Consider the following 18,663-nt stretch of genomic DNA (forward strand, 5'->3'; position numbering starts at 1 on the left):
ATATACACTCCAGTCACAGTAGCTGCGTAGAATTGGGAAGACCCGCCTATCCAAGTAGCAACTAGGGGAAACCAGAACAGAGAGAAAGGAACAACTGACTACCAGATACTCTGTACTGGAATAAATGTCAGTTCTCAGCCGCCATATCGACAGCAACGTCGACGGCATCAACGAGGCTCTGCTCGGAGGCAATTCCTTCTCCCGCAATATCGAATGCGGTTCCATGGTCAACGCTGGTCCGAATGATCGGGAGCCCAATTGTCACATTCACACCGGAAACAGCGTCACCTCCGGCGAACCCGAGCATCTTAATCGGGATGTGTCCTTCGTCGTGATACATAGAGACGACACAGTCGAACTCTCCACGCGCCGCCCGGACGTATACCGTGTCAGGCGATTCGGGTCCCTCTACGTCGATCCCCTCGTCTTGTGCCTGCTCAACAGCGGGTTCGATCTCAGCATGGTCTTCGTCGCCTAGCAGTCCGCCATCACTGGCGTGAGGGTTCAGACCTGCAACGGCAATTGATGGTGAGTCGAGGCCAAGGTCACTCAGTGCATTATCAGTCAGACGGATTGTCTCGAGTACGTTTTCAGCCGTCACCAGGTCACAGGCTTCCCGGAGAGAGACGTGCGTACTCACGTGGGTCACACGGAGCTCGTCCTCAACGAGCATCATCGAGTAATTCTCTGTGTCGGTGTAATCGGCGAGCATTCCCGTGTGACCAGCATAGTCGCTCCCTGCGAGCTTCGTCGCCTGTTTGTTGATCGGTGCCGTCGTAATCGCATCAATCTCTCCCGCTTTGGCAAGTTCGATGGCGCGTTCAATATACTGCAGGCTCGCTGCTCCGTACGCCTCACGAACCTCTCCGCGGACGAGTTCGTCCACCAGATTGAGGTCTAACACTGGAATGGTGGTGGCATCGAACGTCGCATCAGTTACAGTCTCTATGGCTTCAACATCGAGCGAGACGTCACAGACTGCAGTGGCCTCGACGACCACATCTGCATCGCCGATGACGAGCGGTCGACTGCTCTCGAGCAGTTCCGGATACGCCTTAACGATCACTTCTGGGCCGATCCCACCAGGGTCACCCATTGTGATCCCTATCAGTGGTTTCTCTCTATGCATCGGTTTGACTCAAAACGTCCAGACAATTAACGATTGTTTCTTCTGACCCAAATCCACCAGCCTTCGTGACCAGCGGCATTCCGGCGGTAGCTCCGTCAGCAAACATTCCAATGGGGATTCCGGCTTCGACCTCTTCGCCGGTCAGCGTTACTGCCGTCGCTCCAAGTTCCCGGATAACCGCAACCGCAATGTCACCGCCGGTTAGCAGTAAGCCCGACGGAGTCTCATCTTGGAGAACAGCGGCTGCAGTCTTTGCAAGGCCCGCTGCGATCTGCTCGCGGATCTCTGAAGAGGTAAGTTCTTGTTCCTCGCCGGCAGCCAGCGTTCGGTCGACATCTTTGTCATCGGTTGCCGCAGTTAGTACGACCGGTTGGTTATCGCGCAGGCGATGCACCGCTTGCTCTACGATGTCGTCCAAGTCCTTGTCTTTCAGCAGCGTAGGACCGTCGATCTGAATGACCGCATCAGTAGACACACGTTCGAGTTGGGAAAGCGTGGTCTCACTCACACTCCCGGCGACCCCTAATGCTGCACCGTCTCGGAGTTGCGGGGACAAACGCGTATCGGCGTCAGCACCGGGGACGATAATCTGCTCTGCCAACCCGGCACTGCCGACATAGAGCGTGTTGACGTCCGTAGTTGCTTTGGCAGCGCCCGCTAGATGTGTATCTTCGACCGCGTCACAGATGATGATCGGTGCTCGATCGTTCCGTTCGACTATCTCTGTGATTGCGGCAGCAACTTCGTCGTGTCCATCCGTGATAGTTGAGAGGGGAACGTTCTCGACTGGTCGGTCGATCGATTTGAACAAGTCAGCAAGTGATGAGGATGTTGGCCCTTTCTTGTCGTCTCCGTACTCCGTTTCGGCGACAGGGGTTCCTTTCACATAGTGAACGCCGTCTTCTGTCGTCCGGCCAGCTGATGGGAACGCGGGCGCAACCAGAGCCAGTTCAGCACCCGACGCAGCTAGTGCCGCGTCGACTTCTGCAGCGAAATTCCCGCGGAGAGTCGAGTCGACCTTCTTGTAGATGGTTCGCGATGAGGTTTCCTCGACGACTGTGGAAACGGCATCAACCGCGTCCGCCTTGTCATCGTATCGGCTATCGGTGTTAATCCCCAGTACTGCGGCGTCTTCTTCAATCGCATCCATCTTAGCTTGCGGATCGACAACGACAGTCGTCGCGTATCCACGCGCAGCAAACCCCTGTGAGGTATCCATTGCTCCTGTGAGGTCATCAGCAACCACTTCGACAGCGTACATGGTCCCATACTCTATAGTCGACCGTGATAAAATATTGGATGATTCGCATCGACAACATGATATCGATTCATGGAGGCCTTGTAGGCGTGTATCGGCCGTTTTCGTCCCCTAGAAGGGTATTCTTGAGCCGACTGAGCGATATTTTCGTAGATAAGGTCTCCAATGTATTTGTTTAGTAATAGCAAACAGGATGGAGTGATTCGCTGACCCTCTCCATCTATTTACGATTGTACTATTGTAATCACATCTAATCTGAGATGACTTTCTCTGTTTCAACAAACTACAGAGGAATCCTCAGCGCCATATTTTATAGAGTTACTGAATGTAATTTGATGAGCAGTCTATCATTATTGAACCACATAGGCGAATCATAACTCCAAAGCATTTAGTGAAACTAAACGACCCATTCGGCAGTAACCTGTTGTGACCTTCCAGAAGCAGCAGTCTTTCTCTCAAGATTTCTTGACAAAATGAGACGATAGGGGATTACATCTTTGTAACAGAGTTCCGCTTTCATCTGGCTCTGCGTTTCTACAACTAACCGGGCAGGAATTCACTTCGCACCCGATGTAGGAATTATCTCAGTCATATTGATATTTGCCTCAATTACGCTGGTCGTGTTCTTTACCTTCTTAGGGAGGATATTTCGAAATCGGTCGTCTTGCATTCGACTAACCGGGCCAGAGACGCTTACTGCGCCGAGAACACGTCCTGTTTGAACCCTTACTGGTGCGCCCACTGCCCGAACTCCGTCAACCTCTTCCTGATCATTCAGTGAGTACCCACGCTCTCGGGTCGCTGCGAGTTCATCAAACAGCGTTGACCGGTCAGTGATCGTATTGTCGGTCATCTCTGCAAGACCGTACTCGTCAACGATACGTTCAACACGAGATTGCGGTAAGAAGGCGAGGATCGCCTTTCCTGTTGCAGTGTAATGGAGGTAATCCGGGCGCTGCAGTTTAACGGAATGAAAGCGTTCCCCAACAGCGTCTTCTCCAAGGATCTTGCAGAGTTTCATGCTCAGTCCATGTTGTTCAGTCGATAAGTGTACGATTTCGCCGGTCTCGTCTGCTAACTCTTGCACCTCGGGTTCGCCAATTTGATAGAGAATATTGTTGTTTCGGACGTACTCCCCGAAGATAAGAAACCGGAGGCTCAACTCGTACTGGTTGTCCTCTTTCACTACGAATCGGTTCTCTTGCAATGTACTGATATGATTGTGGACCGTCCCTTTCGTGAGCTCGAGATGGTCAGCTAACTCCGTGATTGATGCACCATCCAACTCTTTGAGTGCTTCTAAGACATGAATCGTCGTCTCGACAGCACGAACTGGATTATTCGCTTCTTTCATTACCCACATTCAGATTCGTCGCCGACATAAATGTGTTTACTATCTCTAAACGCGTGTGTTTAGTTAATGGAAAAAGATGGCGTGCTGATTTACAGTTGGTTCATAGCAAAGATCGGACGCCTCAGCGATAATGACGACTGGATTAATTTTCGTTTTGTGGAGCGAAGACGGATACCTGGGCGCCCAGTGAAGCGTGACGTTCGACTTTATATTGCGATTTTATATATTCTTAATAATGTTAAGTAATACGATAGGCACGGTTCCAATCGATTAGGAAAAGCGGTTCATATTAAATACAGAAAACCGATCTAAAGCCGGCAACTGACGCAACTCCGAATCACGTTGCGCTTGATGAAGCCGTAATATCGAGAAATATGACATCGGAAACGCTGTGTTTCTCGTTGATACCGCATACCATCTTCAGATGGCACTTCGCCGACTTAGGCACCATTTCAATAGGAAAACAGGGGAATCGGAACGCTGCCAGACGCATTTATCTATAAACATAATGTCACACCCCTAAATTATCAAGTTATATCAGTTACGCTAGAATATCGACCACAGGGAACTACATAGTTTTGCACCCCATTGACTGGTACGTTTCCATCGAGAGCTTGATTCAGTCTCTAGTGTATGTAGTAATGCACGAACTATTCAATCTACTAGCAGAGGTTCGCCCGACTGCCCACCCACCAATTATGAAAGCAGTTGATACGTATTTTGAGCGTGTAAAGCCACTCTTTGAATCGGTTTCGGTCGGTATCGCTGTCCTGACTGCTCAGTCCAACTCGAGAGAGGGCAACCCGATAATCAAATTGATCAACAAGAAACTCAGCCTCGGAGAGGTCGTGTTACCCGCGAAATTTCCGCAGAAACACAGCCGCCGGATCAGTGCCATGTTGATTAATCAGCGCAACGTCAAGAATCAACTTCACGGTATCTATTGCAACATACAGACAAGACTACTCGCCGTTGATATTGACAGCAATTTCGTTAACAGTGGCCCACGACGGCGACGCTGTCGGCGGGTCGCATCCGCTGTCAGTCGATGAACCCAGTTCTAGACCGGCCCGTGAGAGCGTTCAAATCCTAATTCCGCGAGAGTCGTTGTTGACTCCCGTAGCGAACCACCGGTCTGGTGGAGGCAGACGGCGACGCCCATCAGGGCGTTCGCCGTCCGCTCGTTTTCCTAAGATCCTTCTAACTCCTCTTCATAGCTCTCACTGAGCAGGTCTGCGGACATCAACCAACTCAATAGTACGATCTGTTCACTTCTCAAGCTGACTCAACTAGACTGTGCCGAGTCATCCAATATCTCAGTCCTACGATGTGGCGTCGGTATCGGACCGGTATAGCAAAATTGCGAGGACAGTACCAATCACAGGAAATACCGCCAGTATTACGAAGGTTCCCATAATAGATGTGACGTCAAGAAGATAACCAGCGATCGCTGCCCCCAGCGCCCCAATGCCGAAGACACAGACGTACGTGAATCCGTAGGAGAGACCACGAGCGGTCGGTGGGCTGTACTCGGCGATGGTCGCCTGGTACATTGGCTGGACGGCGAACAGGAGGAACCCCAGCACCGCACTAATAACGACCAGCGCTGCTAGACCCGCCTCAGCCGCGGGGACAAACAGCACGGCGACCGCAACAAGAGAGCTGAAGATCCCTGCAAGCCCGAGTTCCATGGGGATCCGATCAGTGAGTTTGCCGCCGACGTATTGGCCGGCCATCCCTACCATTAGCAAGGCGACGTAGAGATACGATGCAGGATCGAATTCTTCAGCTATCGGGCTGTTCGGATCGAACAGCTGGAGCTGTTCAGCGATTTCAGGAAGGAAACCGCTCAAAACGTCCGGCAGGAAAGTCAAGGTACCTCGATAGAACAGACCGCTCATCATAACGATGAGGAGCGCAATTATGAAACTGGCCGTGAACAGTCGACGGCTATCCGTGACGAACTCTGACAGCGATCCTGGGCCGTTCCGATCGGCTCCGAAATCGCCACCATCCGCTTGTATGGCGGCTGTCTCGTCGAAACTGATTGACAACGCATACCCGATCGCAATCAGCGCCGGAACGACGAGGAGGGATGTGACGAGCCGCCAGTCGAAAAACAACAACAATACAGCGGTAATCAGCGGCCCGAGACCGGTCCCGAAATTCCCGGCTATTCCGTGGTAGGCAAAACCGGTGCCTCGCTGTTCGACGCCCGTTGAGAGCAGGGAGAGTCCCGATGGATGATAAATACTGGCGGCGATTCCCCAGAGGCACAGCGCGATCGAGATCATCTTGATACCCTGGGCCGTACTTAACAGAAGGAAAGATCCGCCCATCCCGGCGAGACAAACAAGGATCAGTTCCCGCGAACCGAACCGATCAACCAGGACGCCAGCAGGGAGGGCACCAATTCCGAAGAGCCCGTAGCCGACCGAGACCACGGCCCCAAGCACGGCCGTACTAACGCTGAACTCGCCAAGCCAGATGACCATCAAGATCGGAATCGACAGCTCGTAGGTGTGAACAACTGCATGCGAAATCATTACAAATCCGACGATTGACTTATCGTTCGCGTTCATATAGTGTACAGTATCAGTCAGATAATTCTCTGGATTTCTTTTAACTTCTTTCGATCGTACAGTGACAGAGTTTGAGGCGCCCTTGCGTCTCTTCCCCAGCCGCATTCTGTCCAACTCGGTGACCCCTCAATCGGCCTCCCATACTCAACCACCTTGCGTAGGTGCTGTCCGCATCGGTGCTGCGGACGATGTGGAGGGCGAAGGCCGTCGCGGACTGTCTGACCGACGTGTTCGATCCAGATCCGGTCGGTGGTCTCGTATTCGGGGATGTCGAGGTCGGTGTCCATGTGCTCGTTGAATGACTCGGCGGCCTCGCGCTCGATCCGATCGATGCGCGTGCGCAGCACCTCGAGTTCGTCGGTCTCAATTTCCACCTCTCCCTGCTGCTCGGTCAGGCCCTCGAAGCGGCTTTCGCGGCGATCGATCCCGTTTTGGACGTTGATCAGTCGCTCTCGGTGCCGTTCACGTTTCCGTTCCGTCTGCTTGATCTCCCCGTGCTCGGCGCACAGCGATTCGATCCACGAGGTTGTCGCGCTTGCTCAGTTTCTTCTCCTGGAGCGAGTGGAGGAGTTCGATCGTCACCCCGATTTCGCAGCGCTAGACCTCGCTGCCACAGGTCTAACAACGGACGGTCTGGACGGCCTCGAGCAGCGCAGCGGTGGCAGTCCCGTTGCCGCTCGCATCGTCGTCACCTGCGTTGTTTCAGCCGTCTCGATCATACAAGACAATGATTACAACGACGATCGTCGATTAGCCACATCGGCAACTACTGTTCAGCTAGGGAAGGAGGTCAAAAGCTTAATTTCCGACCTCCATCGCACGTTCGACAACATCTTCGCTGTACATCTCGGCGAGATCCTCGTGCTGATCGGGACGATTTTCGTACACGTCTTGGAAGAGCGTAATCGGAGTCATTGCAGCCTGATAGGTGGCTTCGTCCCACATGCGATCGTTCTGGATATCGACTTCAATCCCGTCGATGACCAGCGTAGCAGCACGCTCCATGGCAATCGCACCTCGGCCCGCCTCTTTTGCGGCTTCGAACTCTTCCATGGAGTCGACGATATCGTTCATACTCGGGACATACTCGGCCCGATCTAGTAGTTCTTCTTCGAGTTCGCCTTCGTCGAGTTCGTATTCGTCACCGCCGACACGAAGGATGTATCCGCCGTCAGTTTCCTCAAGCGAGAGGCGTGAGCCCGAGTAGCGGTACGTCCCGTCCTCCTCGTCCAGTTCGACCTGTTTGGGCCCGACCTCGAGAAGCCAGCTTCCTTCTTCGGGCGGAAGCGGTGCCTTGTTGGCTTCGACGACCTGCCCGGGGGTCAGCGACCAGATTCCGAGCATCCCCTTCGCCTGATTCTCGGTCATGCGCTCGTGGTACCCCTCGACGTCCCGGATGTCGTCGTACGGTCCGTCGACCGCGATTAAACCTGCAGCACTGGCTCCGCGCGAGGTGTTATGGCGGAGTTCTGCCCACGGCGGGAGCTTACCGGTCGGCGTAATCGCGCGCATGTCTTTCGTGTAATCGACTTCGCCGTCGACCAGCATGAACAACCGTTCGAGGTTGTTTTCGGGCTTGCCCATCTCCTCGCGCAGTTTCCCCATCGCGAGCTCGGCCTGGCCGCTCTCGACGATAACAGACATCTTCAGACTTCCTTCCTCGAGGCCGTGCTCGTTTTCGACGATCGTGAAGAACTCGTCGGCCTTCTTCCAATCGTCAATTCCGCCCACTTCCGGGATGACGAACCCGTCGATATATTCGACCGCTCCGTTTTCAGGGTCGGCGATCTCGAGCATCTGTTGGAAACCCTGATATCGCGTTGATGGACTGTCGCGGTGCCAAACGACGCGTGGATGGATCTCACTGGGAAAGTCGGCACCGTCTTTGGAGACGACCTCGATGATATTCTCGACACCCTCATCCCGCATCGACGGAGCGGTAGCGTCCTCGTTGTCGGGCACCCAAACATCGGGCGCCTCCATTCCACGGAGGTCGATCGCTCGGCGAAGCATCTTTGCTGTGTCGTCTTCATCCACCGCGGTCGGAGTGGTAAAGAACGTTCGAACGAACGCTCTGTCGTGTTTGCGTTCAGTAACCATCGCAATCACTTCAGAACAATCTTTCCCTCACTATTAAAGTTACCGACCTTTGTACAAGGGACAGTCGAGATACTCGTGATATCCAATCAAACTCTCCCGTTCGGAGTAGTCTGTGGGCAAACGGGCTAAGTAGCAGAAGGAATCTTTAGGATTCTCGTAGCAGAATCATAGACGCCACAATATTATTCCATCTGGACGAACATGAAATATACTTCCTGTTCTCTATTTCAGAAGAATGGTCTTCGGTTCGAACGCGATGTACTACTAGAAAACCCTGCTATACACAGTAATTTACACAGGTACTATCGTAATTCCCCCGGAAAATTGCTCCGAGAAGTCCTATACAGCATGATTTTCTATGTGAGAACGATCCGGCTTAAAGACGGTCACGTGTGCTCGGTTGAGGAAAAACCAGCACTACCCTGTTCCCGTTCTAATATCTTGACAGGTACAAGACACGATATCAATACCGATCGGGCGACCGAGTTATACGGTCACAGAGACACTCGATGACTGCCCGGGCTTAAGAATCGTCTCGCTCGTCGAGGTTGCGTGCCGCTCCGCCCATCAGCTTGGGTCTTCGGACTCCGGCGGAACCGGCAATACATCGTAGAAGACTTCCGCGGCTCGAAGCGGCGGTTTCGGCACTACACCGTCGCCGCAGCGCAGTCTATGTGATCAGCGGATCGGAAGCGATACCTATTGTTGTGCCAATTCCACCTCGAACAGACAGTTAACGATCAATTCCATTCAGTCTAATCGACGGGATCGGTACGCTGGAACAGAACGCCTTCATTTCACTCTGGATGGACGGAAGTCCGCTTCGTGACGCGGGTGATTCGGCTGTACACGCTACAGTTGTTTCTGTCCACCTGATCCGTAATGTGCCACAGAGAATATATTTGTATGGAACAACCATTATACTTATTATGTTGGTTATCGCGGCGTTGGCGACGGTCGGCCTCGTGGGCCAGGAAGGGCGCATCATGCGACTGAACTTGATTCCGTTGATCTACTACGCGACGTTCGGCGGGTTCTGGGCGCTAGTTTTCGTCTACGTCCTGCCGGACATCTTCCCAGTCGTGTTCGACGTTTTCTAACACTCTCAATCGGATTTTTTCGAGGATACAGTCTACGAGAGGGGGTGGATCTCGATCCGAGGAAATGACACAGTAGCGGATCCGGATTCCCTCGCGTCCCGCTGCCGTCGAACCAACTGCCGACGAACCGCGAAAAGGCTTCCTTCGAACTGACTGGTGGTATCAGCTCGAACCGAACACGTCTGCGTATGACGGCTAAAAGAAAGGCTCTCGACCGCTCTTACGGGCTCGTGAGCAGTTCATTTACCTTTTCGATCGGATGCGGAGGCTTCTCGTCTCGGGCGTCACGATCACCGATCTGACTCCGGCATGAGGCGCCCGGTGCGACCGGCGTGCCGTCGCTCTCGTCAAGCTTCTCGTAGAGCTGTTCGCCAATCGCTTTCGAGATATCGTAGTGTTCCGCCTCGTAGCCGAACGACCCGGCCATGCCACAGCAACTCGAGTCGATCGGATCGACCGTGTAGCCGACACGGCGGAGTACGCCGACGGCATGGTGATCCTTCCCGGTCGCCTTCTGATGGCAGTGGCCGTGGTACGCGAGGGTCTCGTCGGTGTCATCAAGGGGAAGTCGCTCGACGAGCCGATACGTGTCCATGTACTCACTGACGCCGTACGCGTGCTCGGCGACCCGCTCCGCTTCGGGGGTATTCACCAGATCGAGGTAATCATCCTGAAACGCGACGGCATCGGACGGCTCGACGGCGACGATCTCATATCCTTGCTCGATGTAATCGGTGAACAGGTCGATGTTCGTCCGAGCACGGGTTTCGGCAGCGTCGAGCATCCCGATCGAGAACGCTGCACGGCCACTCGGGGCGACGTCGTCGGGAATCGCGACGTGGACGCCCGCCGACTCGAGCACGCGGACGGTTGCTTTCCCGACCCGGGGGTAGCTGTAGTTCGTGTAGGTATCGGGGAAGAGCACGACTTTGCGGTCGGCGTCCGCCGGGTCGACCCGCGGTCCGCGCTTGGCGTACCAGTCCTGCAAGGATTCTCGCTCGAACGACGGGAGTTCGCGCTCGGGTGCGATTCCGAAAACGTTCTCCATCACGAAATCACTTCCTGGTAGCTTCTGACCGAAGTTCGAGAGCGGGGCAAGCGCGCTTCCGATCTTCGAGACCGTATTGATGTTGCCGAACAAGCGCTCTCGCAGACCGATCCCTTCGCGCTCATGGTACTGATGTTTTGTCTCTGCTTTCAGCTTCGCCAGATCGACCCCGGTCGGACAGTCGCTCTTGCAGCCCTTACAGCCGACGCAAAGATCGAGAACTTCTTCTTGGAATCGGTCGGAATACAGCTCCTCCTCCGGGATTTCACCGGATATCGCCGCCCGGAGCATGTTCGCGCGGCCGCGGGTCGTCGCGATCTCGTCTTTCATGCCGCGATATGTCGGACACATCACGTCGTCGGTTTGTCGGCACGTGCCGCAACCGTTACAGAGCTCGACGAGGTGAGAGAAACCGCCCTCGTCGGAGAAGTCGAGCTTCGTTTGGGGTTCGATCGAGGAGTAAGCCGCGCCGTACCGGAGGTTCTCGCGCATGTCGGTCGGGTTCTCTTCGCGGAAGACGACCTTTCCCGGATTCATCAGCCAGTCGGGATCGAAGGCGGATTTGACATCTTTGAACGCGTCCCAGAGGTCCTCACCGTACATTTTCGGGTTGAACGCCGTACGGGCGAGGCCGTCGCCGTGCTCTCCGGAGAACGACCCGTGGTGTTCGAGGACGAGGTCAGTCACGTCCTCGGTGATCGATTGCATTGTCTGGATTCCTTCGTCCTCCTTGAGATTGAGAATGGGGCGGATGTGGAGTGTCCCGCTCCCTGCGTGCGCGAAATACGCCGCGGAGGTGTCATGCTCATCGAGAACGTCCATGAACTTCTCGACGTACTCGGCGAGTTCCGCGGGCGGAACCGTCGCGTCCTCAATGAAAGGATACGGCTTCGGATTCCCCTCGAGGCTCATCAGCAGCGGAATGGCCGCTTTTCGGAGTTTCCAGAGTCTGTTTTGGTCCTTATCGCTGTAGGCTTCAATCGCCTCGAAGGCGTCCCCGTCGTCAACGAAGTGCGCGTTCGTCTGCCGGATCGGCGCCTCGAGATCGTCGTAGAGTTCGGAGTCGAACTCCAGCATGAGGGCGGCCTCCGTCCCCTCCGGAACTGGCTCCTCGTAGCGGGAGAACTGTTCGGATTCGCGGGCAAGCCGAAATACCTCGTTGTCCATCAATTCGACCGCGCTAGGATTGAACTCGAGCGCTTCGGGGACCGCCTCGAGGGCGTCAATCAGCTCCTCGAAACAGTAGAGCACGAGAGAGGTTTCCTCCGGAAGGGTTACGAGACTGATCTCAGCCTCGACAACTACGCCGAGCGTCGATTCCGCGCCGACGAACAGTTTCGAGAGGTTGATAACCTCCTCGTTGTCCTCGTTTTCGTAGATCACCCTGTCGAGATTGTACCCGGAGACGTTGCGCTTGAGGTCAGGATACCGCGCCTCGATTTCATTCTCATTCTCCTCGACGAGCAATCGGACGGTGCGGTAGATTTCGGCCTCACGATCGTCCTTCGAAACGATCTCCTCCCACTCCTCCGAGTCGAGGACGACCTCTCGAGTGTGGATTAGCGAGCCGTCCGAGAGGACGACTCGTAACTCCTCAGTGTAGGCGTCGGTGATCCCATATCGGACGGAGTGGGCCCCAGTTGAGTTGTTTCCGATCCCGCCGCCGATCGTCGCGCGATTTGATGACGCGGGATCCGGAGCGAACTTGAGGCCGTACTGGGCGGCCGCTTCGTCGAAGTGGTCCTGAACGACACCCGGCTGCACTCGTGCCCGATGCCGTTCGGGATCGATCTCGAGAATATCGTCCATGTACGTCGACATATCGAGTACGACGCAGCCCGGACCGACCGCCTGTCCGCCAAGCGACGAACCGGCGCCGCGGGCGATAATCGGAACGTCGTGTTCGGCCGCGACCCGCACTGCGTTTTGCACGTCCTCGACGTCACGAGGGAGAACGGCGCCCGCCGGCCGCGCTTTATAGATGCTCCCGTCGGTCGCATACAAGACCTGAGCGTACTCGTCGAATCGAACTTCACCCTTAACTACATCACGAAGATCTGAAGCGAGCTTGGCGTACTCGCTGACGTCCTCGTAGTCGTGCTCAAGTTCGTCCCTAAACCTTTCGTAGTTACTGAGATCGCCTTGGGGCTTCTCGACAGCCATTATGTTTACCTCTGACATCAATTATGATAAATCCTGTGTTTGGGTATGCCTCTCGCGGCATTCAGAACCAAGGGATAGGAGCACAGAAACGAAATCGGGCCCGTCTTGATTCGTATGGAGTCAATCCTACCACTCAACAACGATTACTCGCAGGTCGTTGACGTCCGTCCCAGTCGGCCCCGTGTAGCCGATCGAATCGGCCGTCTCAAAAGCTGGAAACGTTGTTCGCGAGGGCTGCACGCCCTTCCTCGCGCGTAACGTCCGACGGAGCCGCGACGGCACCGGCAGCGTCGGTTCCGCCATCGATGCCGTCGGTATCGACGCTCGCGACTATGATCCTCTTGGAATGAGCGTCGCTTACCCGCTGAGAACGAACTCTTGGTTCGGCCCACCGAAACGTGCTTCTCGTCAAGCGTGACTGTCGTTTCTCTGCCGTGACGAGTACCGCCGGTGGTTCGACGGGCGTTCCGGTCCTGCAATACTCCTCAGCGGTCGCGACTTGCTCAAGTGCCGCCTCACTCGCCTCCCTACGTACGCGAGACGAAAGGACGAGGGGACTCGTATCTCCTTCCAGTTACGACATCGCGAACCGCGTTGAGCGCGGTTCACACGATTCCGATCACGTGCGTGTACACGGACTCCAGCAGCGGATCCGATGAAACATGACACCATCTCTCATAAAGCGTTTGAGCCGAAATCGTCGAGCGATAATCACAGCGAGAATGGCAACCGATTTTGACCATCAAGAAACGCCAGAAACCCACGAGACGCTATCTTTATCAGGGAGTTCGATATATAGCCATCCATGTCCCTTGAGGACGAGTCACTCGATTATCACGCGGCGGATCCGCCCGGAAAGATAGCAATCTCGACCACGAAGCCGACGAACACCCAGCGGGACCTCTCGCTGGCGTATTCGCCCGGTGTCGCCGGCCCCTGTCGGGCCATCGATGAGAAACCGAACGACGCGTATTCGTACACGGCGAAGGGCAACCTCGTCGGCGTCGTCTCGAACGGGTCCGCCGTCCTCGGGCTGGGAGATATCGGTTCCCAGGCGTCGAAGCCCGTGATGGAGGGCAAAGGCGTCCTCTTCAAGCGCTTCGCCGATATCGACGTGTTCGACATCGAACTCAACGAGGACGACCCCGACGAGTTCGCGGCGGCAATCGAGATGATGGAGCCGACGTTCGGCGGAATCAATCTCGAGGACATCAAGGCCCCCGAGTGTTTCAGGATCGAGGAGCGCCTCCGCAAGGAGATGTCGATTCCCGTCTTCCACGACGACCAGCACGGCACTGCAATCATCTCCGGAGCGGCACTTCTCAACGCCGCCGAAGTGGTCGAGAAGCCTCTCGAGGATCTCGAGGTCGTCTTTTCCGGCGCCGGGGCGAGCGCAATCGCGACGGCACGGTTTTACGTCTCGCTCGGCGTCCGGAAGGAGAACATCACGATGTGCGACTCGACAGGGATCATCACTGAGGACCGTGCCCCGGAGATAAACGAGTTCAAGCGCCAGTTCGCTCGTAACCTCCCGGAAGGAGGGCTGGCGGACGCGATGGAGGGCGCTGACGTCTTCGTCGGGCTGTCGGCCGGCGACATCGTTTCGCAGGACATGGTCCGCTCGATGGCCTCGGAACCGATCATCTTCGCAATGGCGAATCCGGATCCCGAAATCGGTTATGAGGAAGCCAAGGAGGCTCGCGACGATACGGTCATCATGGCCACTGGACGTTCAGACTACCCGAACCAGGTCAACAACGTCCTCGGGTTCCCCTTCATCTTCCGCGGCGCCTTGGATGTCCGGGCAACCGAGATCAACGAGGAGATGAAGGTCGCCTGCGCTGAAGCACTCGCCAAACTCGCCCGCGAGGACGTCCCTGACGCCGTGATCGAGGCCTATGGCGATCAGCCCCTCCGGTTCGGTCCGGAGTACATTCTCCCCAAACCGATCGATCCGCGCGTGCTGTTCGAAGTCGCCCCAGCCGTGGCACGCGCGGCAATAGAAAGCGGCGCCGCGCGGATCGAAATCGACCTCGAGGAGTACCGGGAGCAACTAGAAGCGCGTCTCGGGAAGTCCCGCGAAATGATGCGTGTGGTCCTGAACAAGGCCAAGAGCGATCCGAAGCGGCTGGTGCTGGCTGAAGGCGAGGACGAAAAGATGATTCGGGCAGCCTACCAGATCGCGGACGAAGGGATCGGCGATCCAGTGCTGCTCGGTGACGAATCCACCATTCAGGAGACCGTCGGAGAACTCGGTCTCGAGTACGATCCCGACATCGTGGATCCGTCGACGAACGGCTACGAGGAGTACGCGGACAAGCTGTACGAGAGCCGCAAGCGAAAAGGCGTAACCCGAAGCGAAGCCGAGGACCTGATCGAGAACGACACGAACTACCTCGGTAGCGTCATGGTCGACAGCGGCGACGCCGATGCGATGCTCACCGGACTCACCCACCATTACCCGTCAGCGCTCCGGCCTCCCCTACAGGTGATCGGGACCGGCGAGGATACCGCCGCCGGCGTGTATCTGCTCACCGTTAACAACCGAGTCGTCTTCATTGCCGACGCGACGGTCAACCAAGATCCAGATGCTGAAACGCTCGCGGAGATCACCCGCCATACGGCCGCACTCGCCCGCCGCTTCGACGTCGAGCCACGAGCGGCGATGCTCTCCTACTCCGATTTCGGTAGCGTCGATAACGAGCGGACTCGTAAACCACGGGAAGCCGCTCGCCTCCTGCAGGACGATGTTGAAGTCGACTTCCCGGTCGACGGAGAAATGCAGGCAGACACTGCCGTCGTTGAAGACATCCTCGAGGGCACCTACGGCTTCTCCGAGCTCGACAAACCGGCGAACGTGCTCGTCTTCCCGAACCTGGAATCGGGGAACATCGGCTACAAACTCCTCCAGCGAATTGGCGGTGCAGAAGCGATCGGGCCCATGCTCGTCGGGATGGAGAAACCGGTTCACGTCCTGCAGCGGGGCGACGAGGTCAAAGATATCGTCAATCTCGCCGCGGTCGCCGTCGTCGACGCCCAGCGACGGGGCGAGTGACGGCTGATTCGACGAGTTGATGCCGTGATTTCGAAAGGCATCGAACCGACACGAGGGGTACTCGCGTCGACAGTCACTCCGTTCCGAGAAATATGTGCCCTTAATCCCGTTCGGCTCAAGCCACCCGATTTTTGAGCAGATCCCCCGACTGATATCGGTGGACGTTTTCCATGACAAGGTCGGCGAGATCAAGGTGATACCGGTTCGTCGCGGAGGCCTTATGAGGCGAGATGATCACCTCGTCGAAATCCCACAACGGCGACGCTTCCGGTAGCGGTTCCGTTTCGAACACGTCGAGTCCCGCACCCGCGATTTCGTCGTCCTCGAGGGCGTCGACCAATGCGTCCTCATCGACGATCGGACCGCGAGCGACGTTGATCACGTATGCGTCATCGCGCATCAGTTCAAACTCCTCGTCGCTCAACATGCCGTCTGTTTCCGGCGTATGGGGGACAGTGAGAACGACGAATCTGGCGTCTTCAATCGCTTCGTGAAGTTCATCGGGACTGAAGATATCGGAGACACCAGGTACCGGTTCGTCAGAGCGACGAACGCCGACAACCTCCATACCCATGGCATCACAGCGTGTCGCGATTGCTTTACCGATCGTTCCGAGTCCGACTACGCAGGCGCGTTCGTTCTCGATCGTGAACGGGCGGTCGTACGGCGGCTCCCACCAAGTGCGCTGATTTTGGTGATCGCGGTATCGATGGTCCAGTCGGGCGAGCGAAAGCATGAAACTGAGTGCGAGTTCGCCGACAGTCGACCCGTGAATGCCGGTACTGTTCGTCAGTCGAACGCCAGCGTCCTCGTATGCCTCGGTATCGAACTCATCATACCCGGCTCGAATACAATGAACCCATCCGGCATCTAGAAACTCCGGTCGAGGAACGTACGTCGCGATGGCGTCGGTCCGACCAAATTCGTGACCGTCGCCGACGAGTGCAGTCGGAATCGAAAGGTCGTCGAACGCGTCGACGAACGCCTCCTTGGGGATCACGTTTTCGACCGATTCGTGCACGTACAACTGATCGAGGTCTGGCCGGCCCATGTCTACGTATTTTTAAGGAACTACTTTGAATATTATGTAATATTCTGTTACATTCGGACTCGAACTAAAAGAAAAGGGGAGACTGGTCGGACACCTGACCGTAATCTTTTTCGGCTAATATATCGCTTCGTCAAACATGGAGTACCGAGAAGTAAATCCGACGCGTGAGTACCTCGCGCGACTCGAGACGGGGAACGACTGGCGAAGCGAGATTGAAGCACTTGCCCGCGAAGAAGATGTCGAGGCCGGCTGGTTCAACGCGATGGGCGCCGTGCAGGAAGCAGAGATTTGGTTTTACGATCAAAACGAGCAAACGTACCGGTCGGTGACGTTCGACGAACCGCTCGAGGTCGCTGCATGTGTCGGGAACGTTGCCAAGCTTGACGACGATATCTTCGCGCACACACACGCTGTCCTCTCGCGGCGGGACGGCGAAACGCTCGCCGGTCACCTCGACTCGGCAACGGTGTTCGCTGGCGAAGTCCACCTCCGGGCCTTCGACGAAACCCTAGAACGGACCCCCCACGAGCGGACCGGACTCGATCTTTGGCTCAACGAGTAACGCGACACAGCCACGTTGCCGAGCTATCGGCCGCTCGATATGTGGGATATTTTTACGCAAGACATCCGACTCGCTAGATCCGGGTCCGCAGATCCGCGACGACATCTTCCGTCCGAGCCGATCCGCTGAGGTCGGGCGTTCGGGGCGCGTCCGAATCGGCCAACTGCTCCTCAACGGCGGCCCAGAGCGCGTCGCTTGCCTCTGCCTCGCCGAGGTGATCAAGCATCATCGCGACCGAGAGGATCGTCGCCAGCGGGTTCGCGACGCTGTCGCCGGCGATGTCGGGTGCGCTGCCATGTACCGGCTCAAACATCGACGGATACTCGCCCGAGACGTTGATATTCGCCGAGGGTGCGAGACCCATGCTCCCGGTAATGATCGCGCCGATATCCGTCAGAATATCGCCGAAGAGGTTAGAGGCAACGACGACATCGAACTCCTCCGGGCGGCGAATGAAGTCCATGCTCGCCGCGTCGACGAGCAGGCGTTCCACCGTCACCTCGGGGTACTCCGCCGCGATCTCCTCAACGATCTGGTCCCAGAACACCATGCTGTGGGCTTGTGCGTTCGACTTTGTGATGCTGGTGAGCTTCCCGTTGCGTTCGGTCGCAGCCTCGAAGGCGGCGCGGACGATCCGTTCGGTCCCCGTTCGAGTAAACACCGCGCTCTGAACGGCGACTTCGTGGTTGTGTCCGGGGTGTTCCTGTCCGCCCATATCAGCGTACTCCCCTTCCGTATTCTCGCGGTAGACGACGAAGTCGATATCGCCACCGCTGTACTCCTCGAGAGGGCTTTCGACGCCGTCGAAAAGGATCGCCGGCCGCTTACAGATCGCCTGATCGAATCCCTTCCGGATCGGGAGTAGCAAGTTGTTCAACGTGACGTGGTCCGGGACGTCGGGGTGTCCGATTGCGCCGAGCAAGATCGCGTCGTATCCTGCCAGTTCGTCGAGTCCATTGTCGGGCATCATCGCCCCCTCTTGAAGATGCCGTTCGGAACCCCACTCGTATCGAGTCATCTCGAGTTCGACACCGAACGCCGATGACACGTCCTCAAGGAGCGGTTGGATTGCGTCCACGACTTCCGGTCCGATACCGTCACCTGGGATACTCGCCACTTCGTAGGCCATACACGGTGATCTCCGGCGACCGATAAAAATCCTGTGGGGCTGAAGGGACACTGCAACCGACACGTCTCCGGTGTCGACGGCATCGTTACCGGTCCGAGAGATACCATCGGATTTATGCAGCCGTCGATAGGT

The 18,663-nt window shown here is 56.3% G+C and carries 13 protein-coding genes and 1 pseudogene; 3 read left to right on the forward strand and 11 right to left on the reverse strand.

The genetic code is table 11. The annotated features are described in order from the left end of the window. Positions 1–127: 127 nt before the first annotated feature. From pdxA to aceB, 7 genes and pseudogenes are all read right to left on the reverse strand, one after another. The gene (pdxA, locus tag ATJ93_RS21865; RefSeq protein ID WP_120246791.1) at positions 128–1,129 is read right to left on the reverse strand and encodes a 4-hydroxythreonine-4-phosphate dehydrogenase PdxA; all 1,002 of its coding nucleotides are present in this window, start codon (positions 1,127–1,129) and stop codon (positions 128–130) included. Next, positions 1,122–2,390, reverse strand: coding sequence for a four-carbon acid sugar kinase family protein (locus tag ATJ93_RS21870; RefSeq protein WP_120246792.1), 1,269 nt, complete (start codon positions 2,388–2,390; stop codon positions 1,122–1,124). The genes pdxA and ATJ93_RS21870 overlap by 8 nt, the downstream gene beginning before the upstream one ends. A gap of 553 nt (positions 2,391–2,943) precedes the next feature. Beyond that, complete coding sequence (locus ATJ93_RS21875; RefSeq protein WP_120246820.1) at positions 2,944–3,741, reverse strand: IclR family transcriptional regulator; 798 nt, start codon at positions 3,739–3,741, stop codon at positions 2,944–2,946. 626 nt (positions 3,742–4,367) lie between these two features. After that, a pseudogene (locus tag ATJ93_RS24705) lies at positions 4,368–4,984 on the reverse strand (IS6 family transposase). A gap of 79 nt (positions 4,985–5,063) precedes the next feature. Further along, entirely contained in the window at positions 5,064–6,323 is a 1,260-nt protein-coding gene (locus tag ATJ93_RS21885) for an MFS transporter (protein WP_120246793.1), read from the reverse strand. A gap of 17 nt (positions 6,324–6,340) precedes the next feature. Further along, positions 6,341–6,697, reverse strand: a complete 357-nt coding sequence (locus ATJ93_RS23970) for a hypothetical protein (RefSeq protein ID WP_211334121.1) — start codon at positions 6,695–6,697, stop codon at positions 6,341–6,343. Between the two features lie 424 nt (positions 6,698–7,121). Continuing rightward, entirely contained in the window at positions 7,122–8,423 is a 1,302-nt protein-coding gene (aceB, locus tag ATJ93_RS21895; RefSeq protein ID WP_120246794.1) for a malate synthase AceB, read from the reverse strand. Between the two features lie 929 nt (positions 8,424–9,352). On the opposite strand from aceB, the gene ATJ93_RS21900 reads away from it, so the two are divergent. Next, positions 9,353–9,523 carry an L-lactate permease gene (locus ATJ93_RS21900; RefSeq protein WP_170155630.1) on the forward strand — a complete coding sequence of 57 codons (171 nt, stop codon included), beginning with the start codon at positions 9,353–9,355 and terminating at the stop codon, positions 9,521–9,523. Positions 9,524–9,743: 220 nt separating this feature from the next. Here ATJ93_RS21900 and ATJ93_RS21905 read toward each other — a convergent pair whose 3' ends face one another. Both ATJ93_RS21905 and ATJ93_RS24215 read right to left on the reverse strand, forming a co-directional pair. Then, positions 9,744–12,734 (reverse strand): FAD-binding and (Fe-S)-binding domain-containing protein, encoded by a 2,991-nt coding sequence (locus ATJ93_RS21905; protein WP_120246795.1) that lies wholly within the window; start codon positions 12,732–12,734, stop codon positions 9,744–9,746. A gap of 205 nt (positions 12,735–12,939) precedes the next feature. After that, positions 12,940–13,146 (reverse strand): MOFRL family protein, encoded by a 207-nt coding sequence (locus tag ATJ93_RS24215; protein ID WP_245977791.1) that lies wholly within the window; start codon positions 13,144–13,146, stop codon positions 12,940–12,942. 393 nt (positions 13,147–13,539) lie between these two features. On the opposite strand from ATJ93_RS24215, the gene ATJ93_RS21915 reads away from it, so the two are divergent. Next, positions 13,540–15,789, forward strand: coding sequence for an NADP-dependent malic enzyme (locus tag ATJ93_RS21915; protein WP_120246796.1), 2,250 nt, complete (start codon positions 13,540–13,542; stop codon positions 15,787–15,789). A gap of 115 nt (positions 15,790–15,904) precedes the next feature. Here ATJ93_RS21915 and ddh read toward each other — a convergent pair whose 3' ends face one another. After that, positions 15,905–16,840, reverse strand: a complete 936-nt coding sequence (ddh, locus tag ATJ93_RS21920; protein WP_120246797.1) for a D-2-hydroxyacid dehydrogenase — start codon at positions 16,838–16,840, stop codon at positions 15,905–15,907. A gap of 136 nt (positions 16,841–16,976) precedes the next feature. On the opposite strand from ddh, the gene ATJ93_RS21925 reads away from it, so the two are divergent. Further along, positions 16,977–17,402, forward strand: a complete 426-nt coding sequence (locus ATJ93_RS21925) for a PPC domain-containing DNA-binding protein (RefSeq protein ID WP_120246798.1) — start codon at positions 16,977–16,979, stop codon at positions 17,400–17,402. A 73-nt stretch (positions 17,403–17,475) separates the two neighbouring features. Here the strand turns inward: ATJ93_RS21925 and ATJ93_RS21930 are convergent, their stop codons facing one another. After that, on the reverse strand, positions 17,476–18,531 hold the full coding sequence (locus tag ATJ93_RS21930; RefSeq protein WP_120246799.1) for an isocitrate/isopropylmalate dehydrogenase family protein: 1,056 nt from the start codon (positions 18,529–18,531) through the stop codon (positions 17,476–17,478). Between the last annotated feature and the right edge of the window lie 132 nt (positions 18,532–18,663).

It is taken from the genome of Halopiger aswanensis, from assembly GCF_003610195.1.
Classification (GTDB): domain Archaea; phylum Halobacteriota; class Halobacteria; order Halobacteriales; family Natrialbaceae; genus Halopiger; species Halopiger aswanensis.